At 59.8% G+C, this 2518-nt stretch carries 4 protein-coding genes; all 4 read right to left on the reverse strand.

Annotated elements, in window-relative coordinates:
* Nucleotides 1–79: 79 nt before the first annotated feature.
* Nucleotides 80–853 carry a transposase family protein gene (locus CCN35_RS21710; RefSeq protein WP_079130062.1) on the reverse strand — a complete coding sequence of 258 codons (774 nt, stop codon included), beginning with the start codon at nt 851–853 and terminating at the stop codon, nt 80–82.
* 147 nt (nt 854–1000) lie between these two features.
* Nucleotides 1001–1372, reverse strand: a complete 372-nt coding sequence (locus CCN35_RS28140) for an SCO4402 family protein (protein ID WP_143631727.1) — start codon at nt 1370–1372, stop codon at nt 1001–1003.
* A gap of 327 nt (nt 1373–1699) precedes the next feature.
* Nucleotides 1700–2026 (reverse strand): hypothetical protein, encoded by a 327-nt coding sequence (locus tag CCN35_RS21715; protein ID WP_067400737.1) that lies wholly within the window; start codon nt 2024–2026, stop codon nt 1700–1702.
* A 9-nt stretch (nt 2027–2035) separates the two neighbouring features.
* The coding region (locus CCN35_RS21720; protein WP_143631730.1) for a hypothetical protein at nt 2036–2518 on the reverse strand (483 nt) is incomplete at its 5' end.

Raw genomic sequence — 2518 nt, forward strand, 5'->3', positions numbered from 1 at the left:
CGGAGCCATCGCTCAGGCCGCCCTCGTCCTCAACAACGCATGGAACGAAAGGCGTTGAGAAAACCTCAGTGAACGTTTCTCATCCTGAGCGCCAGGCGATCTCGATGGCGTGAACGGCGGCAACCGTGCGGCCGATGCGGTTGGTGCTGCAGCGGGCCTTGCGGAGGATCCGCCATTGTTTGAGGCGGGCGAAGGCGCGTTCGCCCGGGGCGCGCAGGCGGGTGTGGTCCCGGTTGTATCGCTGGTAGTGCTCGGGCAGGTCGCGGTGTCCGTAATACGGGGTGCGGACGGTGGCGCCGGCGCCCTGACAGGCGCGGTCGGCCAGGACCAGGAGTTGGTGGGACAGGCAGGCTTGGATCACACCGTGTGCGCGGGCTGGGGGTGCCCCCGGCCGAAGGCTGGGGGAGGTCAGGTCGTGGGTGCGGCCGGGCAGTGCGCGCGAGAACCACAGCGGTGTTCCGTCCGGGGCGGCCACGACCTGCACGTTCATCCCGTGACGGCGGTGCTTCATCGAGTAGTACGGCTCGTCCGCACGGATGCGGTCGGTGGCGGTCAGGGTGCCGTCGAGGATGACGAACCCCTCCGGCGGCGGCTTGTGCAGGGCCTGGTGCAGGCTCGGGGCGTGCTCGGCGAGGAGGCCGGCCGTTTCGTTCACGTACCGGCCGGCGGTGGCGGTGGAGACACCGAAGGCTGCTGCGAGCTGGGCCGGGGTCTCGTTCTTGCGCAGGTGCACCAGGACCAGCAGGGCCTGCCGGAAGCAGCCCAGCTTGCGCTGGCGGGAGTTCAGCTCACACCTTCGGGCGTAGATGAGCCAGGAAATGTGCTCCACGACCTCGTGCGGGACGTCGAGCATGGCACGATACGGGATCAACAGGGCTCCTGTGTCGAGAGGTTGGCGAGTGAGATCACCAGCCGCAACGGCCAGGAGCCCTGCCGCGTTACGGTCCTCGACCACCAGCCGCCATCACCCACGAACCACAGGATGAGAAACGCTCAGTGCTTAGTGAGTTTCCTGACCCATTGCGATGAGAGCCCTACGGGCAGCGCCAATGACATCATCCCATACCCGCGTTTGGATGATTTCCGCATCAGACGATGACGGTGCAGAAATCGCGCGGTCCAGCACCAAATTCAGTGCCTGCATAGCTGCAACTTCCTCTTCATCAATGAGGACGAAACCCAGCTTCCCGCATGGTTCCGCGAGAACGCCGGAGTCATCGAAGAAATCTAGCGCCTCATCGAGACCGGAATTGCCTGGATTCCTCGACATCCAGTTCTCCTCCTGCCAACCCTTATCGCTCAGCCTGACCCGCCAGTCGATTAACTGAGCGCGGATCCAAGGAGTCTGCAGTTCAGCGATTTTATGAGGCACTCCAGCTCCTCCACGTCTGCCACTCACCAAGGGGAAGGCGGGCTTTCACTGACATGAGGTCAACAGACCCCCCCAAGTCGAGACGTCGACGGCAAGATCATCGACCGCAATGAACAGAAGCCTTGCCACTTCATTCCCTGAGCACCATCCTTCACCACCCACAAACCAAAGGGTAAAAGTCTTTCAATCGCGCACCATCAATGGATCTTCAATCGAAGCATTTCGAATTAATGCCGACTCGAGCGGCAGCATGATCATTGATGTCAGACATGCGACCGCCCCGCACATTCGTTGGCAAAAATATGCGGGGCAATCACCTCTACAGATTCAGTAAATAGGCTCGCCAGCCACCCCGCTGAACCCCGAAAGGCCATGCTTCTTCGCCAACTCGATCACTTGGGGAAGGTAATCCAGTTGCCGAACTGAAAAGGTGAGGAGAGCATACTTCAGGGCGTCCTCTGGACTTTCCTCCAGATCGAACTCCGAAGGTTCTAGCACATCTTTCATGTCCGGCCAGCGGCTCAGCAACTCCTCACGGAAACGCAACACGTCATCGCTGGACGTCAGGCCGGAAGTATCCCCCTCGGCAAGCCTGTCGAAAATCTCCTCAGGATTTCCGACACCGTGCTTCCAGAAGCCAAAATCGCTGCTCAAGGCCCCCTCCTAAGGGTGCTTAGGATTGCATATCGGGCACTCAGTACCGCGACGGATCACTGTGGTCTTGAAGCCATATGTCTTCTCCAGCCATGCATCCTTCCTTCGTTGCACCCTCGTGTAATTAGACTTATTAACCTTTATCTCGTAGAGGTCAAGGCCCCCATCAGCGTTCTTGATTGCAATATCCACCTCGCGCACGCCATAGGGAGTCCACAACTTAAGCCCATTCCCGTAGGTTTCGCTGTAGATGTCCGATCGTTTGTAGAATCGTTCAAATGTCGCCGTCATTTCGTCGACACCTGCAGCGCCACGAGCCTTGTCATGCTTACGGTTACCACAGTTGGTGTTGTGAACGAGTACTGGCGCATCGCCCGCCAACACATAGTACGTGTGAAGATTGTTGACGGTGAGGTTGTGGACGGTGGCGTGCTGTGTCGTCCAGCGGTTGACCGCGGTGGTCTGGACGTGGGTGCCGGCGCTGGTCTTGAG

Source organism: Streptomyces thermovulgaris (genome assembly GCF_002155915.1).
Lineage (GTDB): Bacteria > Actinomycetota > Actinomycetes > Streptomycetales > Streptomycetaceae > Streptomyces > Streptomyces thermovulgaris.